We start from the raw sequence: 16,813 nt of genomic DNA on the forward strand, positions 1-16,813 counted from the left end.
CATTGTATTAATACTCAATAGCTTCATAAATCAATCTCTGTATATCTGATCGGATATTATTCGAGATTAATTTTCGATTTGCTGCATTAGGAAAGGTACGATTACTTAAAAACACATAAATAATTTCTTCTTCAGGATCAGCCCAAGTAAAAGTACCTGTAAAACCACTATGTCCAAAACTTTTTCTTGATAAACATCCACAAGTGGGACCTACTTTTCCCAATTGAGGCTTATCAAACCCTATTCCTCTTCTGACATTTTTATAACAATAGTGACATTTATTAAATTCATCTAGAGTTGCCTTCTCAAAATATTGTTTCCCGCCATAACTACCACCATTTAAGTACATTTGCATGATTTTGGTGATATCATTAGCATTTGCAAAAAGCCCTGCATGTCCTGCAATTCCTCCCATCATAGCAGCTCCCTGATCATGCACATAACCATGAATAATTTCTCCTCTAAAAATTTGATCATTCTCTGTGGGGACAATTCTTTTTTTCTTAAATCTACTTAAGGGTAAAAATGATGTATTATTTGCGCCTAAAGAACTATAAAAATGCTGTTGTGTAAGCCTATCTAAATTATCATCATAGTAATCCTCAATATATTTTTTCAAAAGATAATAAGGTAAATCGCTGTATTTATAGCTTAATCGTGTTCTCAAATCACTATCCCTTATTTTAAGCAATAAGGAATCTTTCATATCCTTTCTAAAATATAGATTATTAGTAACTTGAATATTAAAATCATCAGTTTTATAATTTCGATAATATTTCTTATCTGGTCTACGGGTTACAGTATCCAAAGTATGTACATAGAAAGGAATCCATGCTTTTAATTTTGCATAATGAGACAACATTGACCTAACCGTAATATGTTCTTTATTCGATCCCTTAAAAGAAGGAAGCATCTCACCTACTTTAGTGTTCAAAGAAACAATGCCTTTGTCTTTCATTTCAATGATCATAGGGAGCGTAGCTAATATCTTGGTGAGTGATGCTAAATCATAAATATCGGTTCCTTTTACTTTTTTAAATTTATTATAAGTATGATACCCATAATTTTTATTAAAAATTACTTTCCCTTTTCGTGCAACAATCAATTGTAAGCCAGGAGCCATTTTTTCTGTTAATGCAAAATCAACTATAGAATCTATTCTTTGTAACTTATAAGAATTCATACCAACGCTCTCCGGTAATCCATAAGATAATCTGTTCAAAGATCTAGTTTCTACATATGTTCCTTCTGGATAATCTTCCCCTAAGCTAACAGGCAATACACCTTTACTTTTTAATGCTCCAAAAAGTAACTGAGCTGATTTTTCTTGCGCTTCATTACTATTCTGATAAGATATTAATATACTTTCTAAATTAGTTGTGGTTATCATATCCAACATCGCATAAGGCTTTGCAAAAACACTCAACACCGTAGTATTTAACCTTGCTATCTCATACAACCAGACTAATTCTTTATCTTTAAACTTATAGTTCTCCCAAGGTGACCGATTTGATTTATGAAACCCAACAATTACATAATTATAGTTTTTCAACTTTTCAATCATATCACTCAATAAACCTGCTTTTACCCAATCTACCTTTGTATATTTATTTAATTCATTATAAAAAGTGTCTCCAGAACTGTCTCCAAGAGAGACATAAGCAATTTTTTTGAGGTTCAAGTTTTTTATTGGGAGTGTAGCTTTATTATTTTTAATTACGGTTAAGGAGCTCTCTACCAACTTATTATTAAGCACTTTACCTTTAACACTATTCAATTCCTGATACAAAAATGTGGTATCAATGGGTTTGTATCTATTGAGACCAACTTTATATTTTGAGTATAATATTTTTTTTACAGATTTTGATAATCTCTCTTCAGTTATGGCTCCAGAATAATATGCTGATACTATTTTTTGAGAAGCAAGAGGAACGTCTTGTGACATCAAAAGAATATCATTTCCTGCTAGAAAAGCTGCTAAATCTAAATCTCCTGGACTTTTATAATCAGAAACTCCTTTCATGTTAAGTCCATCTGATATGACTAAACCATTAAACCCTAATTCATTTTTAAGAATTCCTGTTACAATCTTTTCTGATATTGATGATGGGTAATCTTGTCGGTATTCTATACTTGGAATACTTAAATGTGCTGTCATAACACTTGTAAGTCCATCATTAATAAGAGTTTTAAAAGGGTGTAATTCTACACTATCAATCCTTTTTGAATCAAAATTTATTATAGGTAATGTGTTATGAGAATCCGTTTCAGTATCTCCATGACCGGGAAAATGTTTTGCACTTGTTAAGATACCTTCTTTTTGCATTCCTCTCATGAGCGATAATGCTTTTTTAGCTACCTTATTCTTATTTTCTCCAAAAGAACGGTTTCCAATAATAGGGTTTTGGGGATTCGTATTGATATCGACTACAGGAGCAAAATTAATATGAATCCCAAGTCTTTTGCAATTTCTAGCAATTTGTCTCCCGGTTTCTTCAATAAGAGTATCATTTTGTATTGCTCCCAAGGCCATATTGTATGGAAAAACCTGCGTTGAATCTAATCGCATGCCCAAACCCCATTCTGCATCCATACCAACCAGCAAAGGTATTTTAGACACTGATTGAAAACTATTAGTTAGTTTGGCCTGTTGCAGAGGACCACCTTTAGTAAATATAATACCACCAACAAAAAACTCTGTTACAAGCCTTTTGATTTCATCAACTTCTTTTTTTGAAGTAGAAACGGGTATATCTATCATGAAGAGTTGACCTACTTTTTCTTTTAAGGTCATTTTATTATAGACACTGTCTACCCAAAATCTCTGTGCTTCCTGATTTTGTACTAATAGAGGGTTTTCTGATTGCGCATAAACATTAAAGGTCGTACCAATTAATATGAAAAATACAAGGTTTCTTATTGTATACCACACAAAGATTTTAGTTTAAAAAACGATTGTGCCAACTTTCTTTGGCCGGCACTTCCCAATTTGTTCGATACTCTGCTATATTGGTCACCAAATTATTAAAAACAATAGTATTTGGTGACACTGACCTGTTTTTTGCCATTTTTCTGAAATCTGCCAAAGGCTTGTAAGCAACATATTCTCCTTGCTTAAAAGATACATTCATTTTATCAAGCAGATCAACATTGTATAGTTGTTCTAATTGTTGAATAAAATGTACAGAAGCATCTATAGAGCAACCTGTAGCAGCATTTTTTCCTTGATCTAATCCTATTGTGATAAATCTTTTATATTTTATATCATATCCGGCACGTAAATCAGCACCATGTGCTGTCCATTGTTTTAAAAACTCGTCTAATGCCGTTTTTATGTTTTCTAGTTCTTCTTCTGTAAAAGACCTGCTTGCCTGGTAAATCCAAACACGAGAGTCTTCCGGAAGGTTATCAAAATCTACTAACATCCACTGTTTTTTTTTACTAAATAACAAAAACTATCTTGATTTTACATAAAAAAAAGAGTTAATATGAAAACAACATATTAACTCTTTTCTAATTTATATATAACTAAGAAAAATCTACAAATCTTGTGCATTGGCTATAAGTTCTGCCACATCAAGAACTTGTATTGTTTCTTCTTTTTCTTTATTCTTAATTCCGTCAGTCATCATAGTATTACAAAATGGGCATCCTGCTGCAATAATATCAGGTTTTGTTTCTAAAGCATCTTCTGTTCTTTCTATGTTAACATCTTTATTTCCTGGTTCTGGCTCTTTAAACATTTGTGCTCCGCCAGCACCACAGCATAGACCATTACGCTTACAGCGTTTCATTTCGATGAGCTCTACTTCTAGTTTTCTAAGTAAATCTCTTGGTGCTTCATATACATTGTTTGCTCTACCCAGATAACATGGATCATGAAATGTAATTCGTTTCCCTTTAAATTTTCCTCCTTCAACTTTTAAACGTCCTTCTTCTAAAAGTGATTTTAAAAATTGTGTATGGTGCATTACTTCATATTCACCTCCTAAGGATGGATACTCATTCTTAAGCGTATTAAAACAATGAGGACAAGCAGTAACTACTTTTTTAATTTCATAGGCATTCATCACTTCAATATTAGTAACAGCTTGCATTTGAAACAAGAATTCATTACCTGCTCTCTTAGCAGGATCTCCTGTACAACTTTCTTCGGTTCCTAAGACAGCAAAATCTACATTAGCATTATGGAGAAGTTTTACAAAAGCTTTTGTTATCTTTTTTGCCCTATCATCAAAACTACCTGCACAACCTACCCAAAATAAAACTTCCGGCTTTTTTCCTTCGGCCATATATTCTGCCATTGTCGGTACTTTTACTGTTTCAGCCATAATAAATTCGTTTTTTATCTATTTTTTCTCTGTAATTAGAGTTAAATTATAATTAAATTAATCGTGTTTTCCATCATCAAAAACCTCTATAGTCACCACTCTCTCTACTAATTCTGTAAATTTTCCGGTATATCGAGTTGCTTTTACTAAGTGATTATCGATCCAATGATAGTTTCCTCCTCTGGGTTTGCCCATCAAAAGGCTGTGGTATTTAAAACCATGTTTTTTGAGCCATGCTTCTGTAACCTCCCTATGTTCTTCTGTTCTAGAAGTAAAAAAACAAATCATATGCCCATCGTCATACCATTTATTTAATGTTTCTAGAGCATCAGGAAAGGGTTGACAAGTAACCATTCGCTCTGGTTCTTCATTTGGCACATCTTCTGTTATTGTTCCATCGATATCAATAAGATAGTTCTTGATACCTTCTGGTAAGACAGGACTTACATGCTCTCCTGCTTCTACTTTGTCATGCAATAATTTTTCTACTTCTTCCTTCTTCATAATTTCTAATTTGACTAATTTATGGTTTTTTAATTGGTTAAAAATAATTACTAGGCTACTATGTTATGCTTCGTCGCTCCAGTTTAATCTATCCATTTGGTTAAATGGCCAAGGTGCTCCGTTGTTTTCTATATTTGACATCATATTGTTCAAATCTGAAGGAGCTGCACTTTGCTCCATTACCAAATATCTTCTCATTTCTAAAATGATAGATAATGGGTTAATATTAACCGGACAAGCTTCTACACAAGCATTACAAGTTGTACATGCCCATAATTCTTCAGTTGTAATATAGTCGTTCAATAATTGTTTACCATCGTCTACAAAGCTTCCATTTTTATCGATATTATCTCCTACTTCTTTAAGTCGATCTCTAGTATCCATCATAATTTTACGAGGAGATAATTTTTTTCCTGTTTGATTAGCAGGACATTCACTAGTACAGCGACCACATTCTGTACAGGTGTAGGCATTTAATAATTGTACCCAGTTCAAATCCATCACATCTGAAGCTCCAAATTTTGAAGGTTCTTCATTTTCATCTAGAGCATCATCTGCCGGTGCTGCAAAAGGATCTGCGTTAGGATCCATCATAAGCATCACTTCGTCTGTAACTGCTTTAAGGTTATTAACTTTTCCCTGAGCATTAAGATCTGCATAATAAGTATTAGGAAATGCTAAAAGGATATGTAAATGTTTTGAGAAATATAAATAATTTAAAAACGTCAATATCCCTATGATATGCAACCACCATGCACCTCTCTCGATGATAACTAAAGAAGTAATTGACATCCCATCAAACAATGGCGAAATAAATTGACTTATAGGATACGCACCTGCTCTTACATAATGGTCTGCTCCCAAATTTTGAAGTTGTAAATCTGTAGCATTCATGGTAAGAAAAAGTGTCATCAAAACTACTTCAAAATACAAAATGATATTTCCGTCATTTTTTGGCCAACCTTTAAGGGTCTTAAATCTTTTGATATTAATTACATTTCTTCGAATCCAGAATATGAATACACTTACCAACACCAAAAATGCCAAAATCTCAAAAGAACCTATCAAAAAGTCATAGACTCCACCTAATGGAGCAAATATGCGGTGAGTTCCAAAAATACCATCTATGATAATCTCCAGAACTTCTATATTGATAATAATGAATCCTATATAAACGATCACGTGTAAGATCCCGGCAATAGGTCTTCGCACCATTTTGGTTTGACCTAATGCAATCATTGCCATGTTCTTAAAGCGTGCATTTTTGTTATCTGATCTATCTACATCCTTACCAAGCTTGATATTACGGATTATTTTACGAACATTTTTGGCAAAATATCCAATACCAACCACTAAGGTTACTATAAATATAATATTAGGTAAAAATTTAATCATTTTTTATTGAATTGAGTCTGTTGGTTTTTCGTAAGGGGTGTTTTTCTTTCCAAAAACAGATATATGAACATATCGTTTTGGATTTAATCGTAAATCTTGTAATAAAAGCTCTAATTGCTTACTTGTCTTTTCTAAATTATCATACAGCTTTTCATCTTTAAGTAGTTTACCCGCCGTACCTTTTCCAGAATTTAAATCAGAAGATATTTTATCAAAATTTGCAAGTACTGTTTCTAATTCTTTTCCTAATCTCGCAACATTTATTTGCGCTAAAGAATCCGAAACTTTATTCAAATTTGTAGACATTTGATCCAGATTAGTAATTGTATTGTTCAACTTATCTTGATTACCTGACAGTAATGTATTAAGTGACCCTGACGCCTGTCTAAAGTTTCCTACTGATACTTTTAGGTCTTTAAAAATTGAATTTAGATTATTTTGATTATCAACAGATAGTATTCCATTTACAGAAGTTAACAAGGTGTCTGCATCTGTAATTGCAGATTCTAATTTTGCTTGTAGAGGAGCAAGTTTATCATTTACTAATTCAAGTAATCCTGCTTCTACTTTCCCTTTTAAAGTATCTCTGTTTTTAGCTTCTAACCCTTGCTCATATTTTGGAACAATAGCTATTGATTTTCCTCCTATTAATCCTCCGCCATATACTTTTGCTAAACTGTTTTTTGAAAAAGAAAAATCCCGATCTACAGTAAATTCAACAACTAAGTTACCGGTTCTATCAGCAAAGTCAATAGATACAACCTGACCAACGACCAGACCATTGATCGTAACAGGCGAAGAAGGAATTAATCCCTCTACATTGTCGTATACTGCATAAAAAGTGCGGTCATTTTCCAAAAGATTTTTACCTTTTAAAAAACTATAGCCAAAAATTAAAAGTGCTATAGCGCAAACTGCTAAAATCCCTGTCTTGACCTCTTTAGTAAATTTCAAAATATTTTAGATTTAGGACACAAATTTAGAATAAAAAATATACTTCTAACGATAATTCTTTAAGGAATTATCAGTATTTATTTAGATTAATTCGAAGATGTGTTAGCTTTTAAGGCTTCTGTTAAAGGAATTAATTGATTATTACGAAAAGCTACTATAAAACAAGAATCAAATCCTTTGTCTACTGCTATTCCTTTTAATTCTTGTATTTGATTATAATCTGATGTGTTACCATAATAATACTTATACAAATTATCTATTTTTATTTTTGACAACTCGTCTAAGCCATTAAAATTAAAAGGCTTAAGCTCAATATCCGTAGATCCGGCGGCTATTTGAATTTTAAAAACAACACCATCATCAGCTACCTTATCATCATTTGCCAAAGGAACGTCTGATGTAGAAGGTGTATTTGTTTCAGTAGTTTTTGATTCAGTAGTTTTCGGTTCAGAAAATGTATACAATGCATCAAGACTTTCTTTATAATCAATAATAGATGATGTTATTGATTTTGACATTTCTGCCTGTCCTTTTTTAGAATTAAGGTACTTGCCTTCGCTATTATTTGTTAAAAAACCTAATTCTATCAGCACACTAGGCATATAGGTCTGGTGAAGTACAATAAAACCAGCCTGTTTAACTCCTCTGCTTTTTCTATTCAAAGATTTCTTGAATTTGTTTTGTACAACACTTGCTAATGTAAGGCTTTGATCTAAATATTCTTCTTGCATTAATGTCAATCCAATTATAGATTCTGGAGAATTTGGGTCAAACCCATCATAATTGGCCTGATAGTTATCTTCTAATAAAATTACAGAGTTTTCATTTTTTGCTACACTAAAATTTTCAGCATTAGCATGTAACCCTAAAACAAATGTTTCTGTTCCAAAGGCTTGCGATCGATGTGAATTACAGTGAATCGAAACAAATAAATCAGCTCCTGCTTTATTCGCAATTTTTCCTCTTTCATATAATTCTATAAACTCATCCGTTTTTCGGGTATACACTACTTTGAATCTCCCATCTTTTTCTAGAGCCTCTCCTACAGACAATACAACTTTGAGTGCTATTTCTTTTTCCTTATATCCATTTCCTCTATTACCAGGATCATGCCCACCATGCCCTGCATCGAGGACTACGACAAATTTTTCTTTTTCCTGAGAAAAAATTGGTGTTTCAGAAACTAAAAACCCACAAATAAAAGTTATAAAAAAAATACTTTTTATACTGCTATTCCTCATGTATTCTCTTTTATTTTAAAGAAATAGTAATTGATTTTATTCATTTGATATTATCCTATTACTATTTATATTACAAATTATTTTATTATTAACTTTGAAACATTCCCTTTTTGTTTCAGTTTTTATAAAACGAGTTAAAGATTGTAATTTGTATAATAAACCAAAATCTTATATGTTTCATAGCTTAAAAAGGCATGCTTTTGACATATTTTTTTATTTTTTTGCGAATTACAATTCAAGGATAAAAAATATATGTAATTTTGGCACTTCAAAAATTAAGCCATAGTCTTACAAAAATAAGATTTAAACCATTGCAAACAACGGTACGTCATATACTTTATTCACTAAGTTTTTCACTGCTTTGCATCTGGCAAATAACTGCGCAGGAAACTAATAAGGGCAAAGAAGTCCAAATTCCTGCAGAAAAAGATACTGTAAAAAGTAAACAGGTTACGCCAGAAGAAATACTTAACGAAAAAGCCCAAGATACAACGAAACAGGATTCAATTGTTGAAGAACCTCAATTTTTGACTGATAAGGTTGTCTATAAATCAAAAGATTATATGCGATTAAGTCGTAAAGAGAACAAAATGTATCTTTATGATGAGGCAGAAATTGTTTATGGTGACATGCAAATTAATGCCGGGTTTATTATTGTTGATAATGCAAAAAGTGAAGTATATGCTTATGGTATTAAAGATTCGCTAGGAGAATACATACAGCCTCCTGTTTTTAAACAAGGACAAAATATTGTAGAGCCAGATTCTATTCGATTTAATTTTGATACCGAAAAAGCGTTAATATACAATTCTCGTACGGAGCAAAATGGTTTTAAAATTAAAAATGAAGTTTCTAAAAGAGAGAACGACTCTGTGATTTACATGAGAAATGTAAAGTTTACAACTTCAGAAAACATTGAAGACCCCGAATATTATTTCTATGCGCGTAGAATTAAATTTGTACCCAAAAAGAAGATTGTTACAGGTTTGGTCAATATGTATATTGCAGATGTTCCGACTCCTTTAGGACTTCCATTTGGATATTTTCCCTTATCAGAAGACAGAACATCAGGATTTATCATTCCTAATCCCGGTGAAGAAAATGTTCGTGGATATTTCTTACAGAATGGTGGATATTACTTTGCAATCAGTGATTATGCAGACTTAACCTTATTAGGGGATTACTATACTAATGGTAGTTATACTTTTGCTGTAGAGTCTGCTTATGCACTACGATACCGATTTAGAGGAAATCTTAGATTTAGGTATGAAAATAACTTACAGAGTGAACGGGGATTTCCTGATTTTGCTCAAACGACTACCTATAATATACAATGGACTCATAGTCAAGATGCAAAAGCAAACCCTAATTCTAGATTCTCGGCTTCTGTAAACTTTGGTAGTAGTGACTTTTTTCAACAATCTACCAACCAACTTAATACCGGTAATTTCTTGAATAACCAAATAAGTTCCTCTATATCTTATGCAAAAACTTTTCCGGGTGATCCACAAGTAAATGTTAATGTTGCTGCTACTCACGATTCTAATGTAAATACAGGGGTTGTCAATATGACACTTCCTAATGTTACTGCCAATGTATCAAGAGTTTTTCCTTTTGCTCCAAAAGTTGGAGTAAAAAAAGGGATTATCCACAATATTAATACACAATATAACTTCTCTGGGCGTAATAGCATTCAGACAACAGATGATGATTTATTTTCGGCTCAGATGTTTAGCGATGCAGATTTAGGCATGCAACATACAATTCCTATTAGTACTAACTTTAAACTTTTTAGGTATTTGAGTGCTTCTGCAGGAACTAATTTTCAAGAAAACTGGGTTTTTGAAACCATAGAACAAAGTTTTGATCCAGAAGCTAATGAAGGACAAGGAGCAGTTGTGAGAGACACAATAAAAGGGTTTGATTCTTTTAGAACTTATAATTTTTCTGCAAGCGTAGGAACAACCATATATGGTACATTCAATTTTAAGAAAGGTAAAAAAATAGAGGCTATTAGACATACTATGAGACCTTCTGTAAGTTATAGTATTAATCCTGCTTTTAGTCAGTTTTATGATACTTATGAAGCTGTAAATGATGAAGGCGAGACAGAAATCGTAGAATATTCAAGATTTGAAGGTGGTTTCTTTGGTGCACCCAGTAATGTATTTTCTAGTAGTATAGGATTTTCTTTGAGTAATAACCTGGAAATGAAAGTCAAAAGTAAAGACTCTACAGAAACAGAATCAAAAAAAATCACAATTCTTAATAACTTAAATTTTAGTACCTCTTACAATATTGCCGGTGATTCACTCAAACTAAGTCCAATATCTGTAACCGGTAATGTTCCGATTATTCAGAATAAATTAGATATCAACTTTAATGCTACGCTAGACCCCTATGCACTTGATAACAACAATAGAAAGATTGATGTTTGGAATATTGACAATGGAGGAAGTCTCTTTAGACTCACTCGTGCAAGTGCTAATTTTGGTTATTCTTTTACTAGCAAAGACTTTGAAAAAGGAGGTGTCAACGATGATCCTTTAGAAAATCAAAATTTTAGAAACGGTGGTAGGCCGGATGATTTATTTGGTGGTGTTACAGATTTTAGCGAAGGGAGATCGTATGATAACACCAAGGATAAAGAGGTTGACAAAGACACAAAAGATTACAATTTTAAAATTCCCTGGACGTTACGGCTATCTTATAATGTAAATTATAATAATAACGCTCGCCAAAATGAAATATCTTCTCACTCTTTAATGTTCTCCGGTGATGTCGAAATTGCACCAAGATGGTCTGTTGGTGCTTCTTCTGGTTATGATTTTAAAAACCCCGGCTTTACATTTACTAACTTAAGATTTCAAAGGGATTTAGAAAGTTGGGTAATGAATTTTAACTGGATTCCATTTGGAGACAGAACATCCTGGAATTTCTTTATCGGGATCAAATCTTCAGTTCTTAGTGATATTAAATGGGATAAGAGACGAGAACCTGATAGACAATTATAACGGATCATATCTCTAGAACATATAAAACATAAAACTTTACACAATGAAAAAAATAGTAACCACTACAAAAGCCCCTGCACCGATAGGACCTTATAATCAAGCTATTTTAAATGGAAATATGCTATATACATCTGGTCAAATTGCTATTAATCCAGAAAATGGAGAATTAGTTTTAGACGATATCAAAACTGAAGCAGAACAAGTAATGCAAAACTTAAAGGCTATCTTAGAAGAAGCTGAGATGTCTTTTGAAAATGTAATTAAAACCACTATCTTCTTAAGTGACATGAATAATTTTGCTTTGGTAAATGAAGTATATGGTAGCTATTTTAATGAAGATACAGCTCCGGCAAGAGAAACTGTTGCTGTTGCTGCTCTGCCAAAGTTTGTTAATGTAGAAATATCTGTGATTGCGGTAAAATAAATAGTAGATTCTTTTTAATCTATTGAATAATAATCTTTCTACTTATTTTGGTTGTATTCGTTTCTATAGTAATAATATAATTACCTTTTGGAATTGAATCCCCCTTAAACGATAGGTTGTATACTCCTTTTTCTACTTTTTTATTTTGTAAAGTAGTAATCATTTTTCCTGTCATATCATACAGACGAATCATTACCTTAGTAGCATTGTTTATTAAATAATGAATATTACCTTCGTCTTGCATTGGATTAGGATACACCCCTATTACAATTATATCTTCTTTTGAAGAAGTATTGTTTATTTCTTTTGTATCAGCAGAGAGGATTCCAGATGACCTATTGATTCCTTTTGCTTCACTTCTTGCTTTTATCATTCTACAATTGTTAGCATTTACATACCAACCTCTACTTCTAGTTTCTCCAACCTGTGGCTTAGAGAGCTCTTCGATATCATACCAATCTGCCTGCACTCTATCCTCTTTAACATCCAGAACAAAATATCCGTGATTATCAAGATCAACATCCTTTATATGTCGATTTAATAACTTGATATAAAACTCTCCTATACCCGAAGCAATACCTCCTGCTACATCGAGATTTTGAGATGTTACACTGGGCACTACAAATTCACACATCTCACAATCACCATTATATCTTACTTCTCCTGCAAAAGTACTATGTATATCTCCTGTAAGTACAACTACATTATCTATTGAATTTACTCGAATGTAATTCAATAGCTTATCTCTTTCAGTCTTATATCCATCCCATGCATCGTTAGAAGGCACACCATTCCAAGGCATAAGCATTACTTGATTACCAATCACTATCCATTTTGCTGTAGATGATGATAATTGATTTGTAAGCCAATCAAATTGTTCTAAACCAAGTATAGAATTATATGTAGCTTTATTTTCTTTGCTATTGTACATATCATTATATACTAGTCCTTTTTGTAAAAGAGTTTCTAATTTTGATTGTTGTAGATTGTTTTTGGACTTTAATGATTCTTTGTTCATCACCAAATCTGTAAAACTCTTGATTACTTCAGTAAATTCTTCTTGTGACAATCCTTGTGCCTTAGTTTTTGTAGTATTTGAAACCGTTAAAACCATAGGTAATATTGTTTCTAAAATTTGCTCTATATTTTCTCTTTTACTAAGATCTTTTTTAGCAATTACATCTTGAACATAATTTTTAAATTTTTCATTGGATGCTGCTGCACTTATTAAATTTTTTGATGAGTTAATTTGAGTATCTCTACCTTCAATTCTAGTATCAAGCATGATAAGATCCATAAGCTTACCATATGATATTGTGCGATACAGCCTGTATTGTTCTATAGTGTTTGCTCGAACAGGCATCCATTCAAAATAAGCTTTATACGCATTATTCTTTCTTACCTCCCAGTTTCCTTCTGTAGCAGTTGTATGATTTTCTGCTCCAAACTTGTTGGCATCATTTGCAAATTCATGATCGTCCCAAATAGCGATAAAGGGGTGTTTTTGGTGTATATTGCGTAGCATTGGATCTAATCTATAAAAAGAATATCGTACACGATAATCGTCTAATGTTATGATTTCATTTTCTGGCAGATGCCCTCTTCCTATATCATCACTATATCCATAACCCCCGGATTCATATTCATAAATATAGTCTCCCAAATGAACAACTGCATCAATATCATCTCTATTTGCTATTTGATTATATGCATTAAAATATCCATTTTGATAATTAGAACATGACACTACGGCAAGCCTAACATTATCAACCATATCATCTACAGCTGGAGTCGTTCGGGTTTTTCCTATTATTGATTTTTTTCCTTCTGCCTCAAATTGATAATAATATGTGGTAAAAGGATTCAAGCCTGTTGCATCTATTTTTACCGTATAATCTTTACTTTGATTTGTGATGACTTCTCCTTGATTCGCAATTTGAGACATATTTGCATCTGTTGCTATTTTCCAGCTTACTTTTATTGTAGGTTGATTAACAGTAACTCTAGTCCAGATAATTACTGCATTTTCCAGAGGATCACCAGAGGCTACCCCATGATAAAAAGGGGCTAAATTCCTATCAAAATAATTATCTATTTGACTTTTATTATTAGTCCTTTCAACTTTAGTCAAATGTGTTTGAATGTGTTGAGCAAAAGTAAAAGATGTTACCAATAACATCATTGCAATACTGCGTAAATGAAATTTCATGCGAATTGTATTTAAGTTAGTTAACAAAATCAAAATTATGTTAATAGAAATACAAAAACAGGACTCGGATTTCATTTAATGATATATTAAATCAAGTAACAATACCTTAACCAAAATATTCTAAAATGGTATTGTATTTTTAAAACTAAAACATATATTTTTCCTAGGGAATAAATATGATTTTAAACACGATTATAGAACTTTAAAAGTTAAAAAAGAGCTGAAAAATAATAGCTGGTCAAAAACAACTATTTTTACATCAGAAACATAGAATATTACCTTTTATATTTAACGATCATACATTGCAAAAATCAAACATGAAAATTTTTATTAGTACTTCTTACTTGCTTCTTTTCCTTACAATATACTCTTATGGTCAGAAAAAAGACACTAATGTATTAACAGAAGCTGAACTTTTGGAAGAAGTTGAATTTATAGAAAAGCTATCCTATGATCTCACTTCTGAAATATTTGAAAAAAAATCAGATGATTCGACAATAGATAAAGAATATAAATTACCTTGGAATAATTTACTTTATACTGAAGCACAACTTAAAACTGCTTTAGACACACTAGCAAAAAATGCAGTGATTAAAATCAAGGAAGGATTTTTTTCGAATCATGTTTTAGAATTTAAGTCTTCTTTTCCAGAATTTATTGACGAGGGTCTTATTGATATTTTTGAATTATCTGTTACAGCAAGCACAATTCAGGATGGTAAGGCTACTTTACAAATTAGTAAGGACGGAAGTAGCGGATTTGGATCTCTATCTACCTCTGGAACTAAAGATGGAAAATCATATTCGCATCTTTGGAGAACCATAAACAAATCTTTTGATATTAAAACTGAAATTAAGACCAATAATCAAAAGGGAACGGTTGTATTTGAAAGTGGTTTTATAAATGGTTATGATTATCTGAATATCACATCATCCGATATAGGCAAAGAAATAAAAATTGGTGAGTATACCTTTACTATTATAGATATTTTAGAGAATGCTATAGTCATAGATTTCAACACCAATATTGAAGGTATAGACTTTTCTGTGATCAATATAGATAAAGAAGGATATAGAATCACTTGGCCAGATATCTCATATAGTTCTCAAACACTTTCTAAAGATATCTATTTGATGTTTAAAGAAAAACCAAACTTATCATTTGAAGACTATAAAAAAGCTGTTCATCATAAGTTTTTAAAAATTGCCAAAAGCGATCAAAAAGTTAAAGAAACAGAGAATGTTTTTGGAAAAAAGTATCATATTTTCTCTTTCCCAGGCAAACTCACGAATCTATTTTTATATACGCCAAAATATATTTCAAAATCATTTGAGATAAAATATCCTGACAATGATAATCAGTCTGTCACTAATTAGTGACCTATTACGAATATGAGCTCGTTTAAACTTTTTCAATTTGCTAAAAATTGCTCTTTTTAGCCCTGTTTTTGTTTTTCTATCCTTCCGTAGCCCTGCTATGCAAATCAAAAAGTCTGCAACAAAACTAAACATTTCTAATTTTCGCTTAAATCCGAAAAGTTTAAATGAATTCTATTAAAACACTGGTGGTCAAGGTTATTTTACTGAAGAATCTTAACACATGTATTTCCATCAAAAATCAATACTCCTTCTTCATCTTTTCCCATTTGTTCGATCAAGACACCTTCTTTATTCCAAACAGAACTTTTGCCCACACCGTCAAAATCACCACAGTTACCAATGCAATTTGATAATAAAACAGGGATAGAAAATTCTTGGGCGATATTTGCATAATGATTTATTGCTTTATTCATATTATCCTCTGACTTTGCTACACTGGCTATATACATATTAGCGCCTTCTTTTACTGCATTTATCGTATGATGTAACTGTAAACTCTCGTAACAAATAGCCGGCGCAATAGTTTGATCTTTAATCTTGATAAATACTTGTTGTTTCCCTTCTCTAAAATAAGGGAATTCATCTTCATGCAAGATCTGTTTGGCATATACTTGTCTGTCATGATAAGGTTCAAAAATCAACATTCCTATCTTGATTCCTTCATTGTCCTTTATAGGTACTCCTATCGCTATAGTAACCTTGTGCGCATCACTTATATTTTGAAACTCATTAAATATAGTATCATTGATATCAAAATGGAGTGTATCTACCAATTCAGGTTGGTATCCCGTTATAGAAAGTTCTGGAAAGAAAATAGTATCAATATTGTATGATAAAGTATTGTATATTAATTCTAAATGTTTAGAAATATTTTTTTTTACATCACCTTTATATGATTTTACTTGTGCTACACAGATTTTCATATGAATATCCTCAATTTAATAAATGATTGAATTTTATTTTTTTGGGAATAAAGCCTATATACCTTTTAATAAAAGTTCTGCTGTTGCAGGGTTTGTGGCAAGAGGTACATTGTAGACATCACACAACCTCATCAACATAAAAATATCGGGTTCATGAGGGTGTTTTGCCAAAGGGTCTCTAAAAAAGATAACTATGTCTATCTTATTTTCTGCTACATCTGATGCTATTTGAGCATCTCCACCCAATGGTCCCGATAAATACGGAGAAACATCAAACCCTGCTCTTTTAGCTTTTTCTCCTGTTGTTCCGGTAGATACTAATTTGATATTTTTTGAGTGAAGTAATTCTTTATTTTCATTAAGAAATTGAACCATTTCTGGTTTTTTACCGTCATGAGCAATAATTGCAATAGTCATACAACGTATTTTGAGTTTATTA

At 31.9% G+C, this 16,813-nt stretch carries 13 protein-coding genes; 3 read left to right on the top strand and 10 right to left on the bottom strand.

Annotated elements, in window-relative coordinates; genetic code table 11:
- Positions 1–7 precede the first annotated feature (7 nt).
- The 7 genes from FHK87_RS03405 to FHK87_RS03435 form a co-directional block, all read right to left on the bottom strand.
- The gene (locus tag FHK87_RS03405; protein ID WP_226294042.1) at positions 8–2,932 is read right to left on the bottom strand and encodes a glycoside hydrolase family 3 N-terminal domain-containing protein; all 2,925 of its coding nucleotides are present in this window, start codon (positions 2,930–2,932) and stop codon (positions 8–10) included.
- A 7-nt stretch (positions 2,933–2,939) separates the two neighbouring features.
- Complete coding sequence (locus FHK87_RS03410) at positions 2,940–3,425, bottom strand: ABC transporter ATPase (protein WP_140589773.1); 486 nt, start codon at positions 3,423–3,425, stop codon at positions 2,940–2,942.
- Between the two features lie 114 nt (positions 3,426–3,539).
- Positions 3,540–4,331, bottom strand: coding sequence for a (Fe-S)-binding protein (locus FHK87_RS03415; RefSeq protein WP_140589775.1), 792 nt, complete (start codon positions 4,329–4,331; stop codon positions 3,540–3,542).
- Positions 4,332–4,388: 57 nt separating this feature from the next.
- Positions 4,389–4,835 (bottom strand): LNS2 domain-containing protein, encoded by a 447-nt coding sequence (locus FHK87_RS03420; RefSeq protein ID WP_140589777.1) that lies wholly within the window; start codon positions 4,833–4,835, stop codon positions 4,389–4,391.
- A 63-nt stretch (positions 4,836–4,898) separates the two neighbouring features.
- Positions 4,899–6,227, bottom strand: coding sequence for a (Fe-S)-binding protein (locus FHK87_RS03425; RefSeq protein ID WP_140589886.1), 1,329 nt, complete (start codon positions 6,225–6,227; stop codon positions 4,899–4,901).
- Between the two features lie 6 nt (positions 6,228–6,233).
- Positions 6,234–7,184: an MlaD family protein gene (locus FHK87_RS03430; RefSeq protein WP_140589779.1), complete on the bottom strand. Its 951-nt coding sequence runs from the start codon at positions 7,182–7,184 to the stop codon at positions 6,234–6,236.
- 86 nt (positions 7,185–7,270) lie between these two features.
- Complete coding sequence (locus FHK87_RS03435) at positions 7,271–8,425, bottom strand: N-acetylmuramoyl-L-alanine amidase family protein (RefSeq protein ID WP_140589782.1); 1,155 nt, start codon at positions 8,423–8,425, stop codon at positions 7,271–7,273.
- Between the two features lie 260 nt (positions 8,426–8,685).
- On the opposite strand from FHK87_RS03435, the gene FHK87_RS03440 reads away from it, so the two are divergent.
- Both FHK87_RS03440 and FHK87_RS03445 read left to right on the top strand, forming a co-directional pair.
- The gene (locus FHK87_RS03440) at positions 8,686–11,439 is read left to right on the top strand and encodes a putative LPS assembly protein LptD (protein ID WP_140589784.1); all 2,754 of its coding nucleotides are present in this window, start codon (positions 8,686–8,688) and stop codon (positions 11,437–11,439) included.
- Between the two features lie 43 nt (positions 11,440–11,482).
- The gene (locus FHK87_RS03445) at positions 11,483–11,863 is read left to right on the top strand and encodes a RidA family protein (protein ID WP_140589786.1); all 381 of its coding nucleotides are present in this window, start codon (positions 11,483–11,485) and stop codon (positions 11,861–11,863) included.
- A 19-nt stretch (positions 11,864–11,882) separates the two neighbouring features.
- Here the strand turns inward: FHK87_RS03445 and FHK87_RS03450 are convergent, their stop codons facing one another.
- Positions 11,883–14,072: an alkaline phosphatase D family protein gene (locus tag FHK87_RS03450; protein WP_226294044.1), complete on the bottom strand. Its 2,190-nt coding sequence runs from the start codon at positions 14,070–14,072 to the stop codon at positions 11,883–11,885.
- A gap of 317 nt (positions 14,073–14,389) precedes the next feature.
- Here FHK87_RS03450 and FHK87_RS03455 point away from each other — a divergent pair, with 317 nt between their 5' ends.
- Positions 14,390–15,448 (top strand): hypothetical protein, encoded by a 1,059-nt coding sequence (locus tag FHK87_RS03455; RefSeq protein ID WP_140589790.1) that lies wholly within the window; start codon positions 14,390–14,392, stop codon positions 15,446–15,448.
- 203 nt (positions 15,449–15,651) lie between these two features.
- Here the strand turns inward: FHK87_RS03455 and FHK87_RS03460 are convergent, their stop codons facing one another.
- Positions 15,652–16,374 (bottom strand): carbon-nitrogen hydrolase family protein, encoded by a 723-nt coding sequence (locus FHK87_RS03460; RefSeq protein WP_140589792.1) that lies wholly within the window; start codon positions 16,372–16,374, stop codon positions 15,652–15,654.
- Positions 16,375–16,428: 54 nt separating this feature from the next.
- Positions 16,429–16,791: a methylglyoxal synthase gene (locus FHK87_RS03465; RefSeq protein WP_140589794.1), complete on the bottom strand. Its 363-nt coding sequence runs from the start codon at positions 16,789–16,791 to the stop codon at positions 16,429–16,431.
- Between the last annotated feature and the right edge of the window lie 22 nt (positions 16,792–16,813).

This window comes from Aquimarina algicola (assembly GCF_006443095.1).
Lineage (GTDB): Bacteria > Bacteroidota > Bacteroidia > Flavobacteriales > Flavobacteriaceae > Aquimarina > Aquimarina algicola.